The organism is Aeromonas sp. QDB56 (genome assembly GCF_027705505.1).
Classification (GTDB): Bacteria; Pseudomonadota; Gammaproteobacteria; order Enterobacterales; family Aeromonadaceae; genus Aeromonas; species Aeromonas caviae.
In genome coordinates this window covers 1-533 of sequence record NZ_JAPDBZ010000334.1, presented here as the reverse complement: position 1 = coordinate 533, position 533 = coordinate 1, and the positions used below count along the sequence as shown (strand labels likewise).

The window sequence follows — 533 nt, the reverse complement described above, 5'->3', positions numbered from 1 at the left end:
CTCGATGAAGAAACGATGAGGTTAAGTGTGACGAGCGTATTGTCCGAAAAACAGGTGCTGATCTAGGGGCGCTTACAAGAGGTGTACCCTCAGACCCTCAGACCCTCAGACCCTCAGACCCTCAGACCCTCAGACCCTCAGACCCTCAGACCCTCAGACCCTCAGACCGTCAGACCGTCAGACCCTCAGACCGTCAGACCTTCAGACCCACAGGCTCTCGGGCCATCAACCTCTCGGACTGCCATCCCCTCAGTCGATATTCTGTGCGATGCGCCACAGCACGCCGGCGGGATCGTACAGACAGAACTCCTTCATGCGCCACGGCTGGGTGACGAGCTCCGTGACCCGGACGCCGTAGCGGGCGGCGACCTGGCTCGTCTCCACTTGGGCCTGCCAGGCGGCCACGTCCTCCACCAGGAGGTGCATCATGAGCTGCTCGGCCAGCCCCGGGGGATTGCCAGGGCGGGATCGCACTTTGTTAATGAAATTTGAACAGGCAGATCGTCTGTGATCTAATCGCGTCTCCATGCAGG

The 533-nt window shown here is 60.4% G+C and carries 1 pseudogene; it reads right to left on the bottom strand.

The window, feature by feature from the left end:
* Positions 1-249 precede the first annotated feature (249 nt).
* Positions 250-533, bottom strand: a pseudogene (locus OKB81_RS20745) (hypothetical protein); the annotation flags it as partial.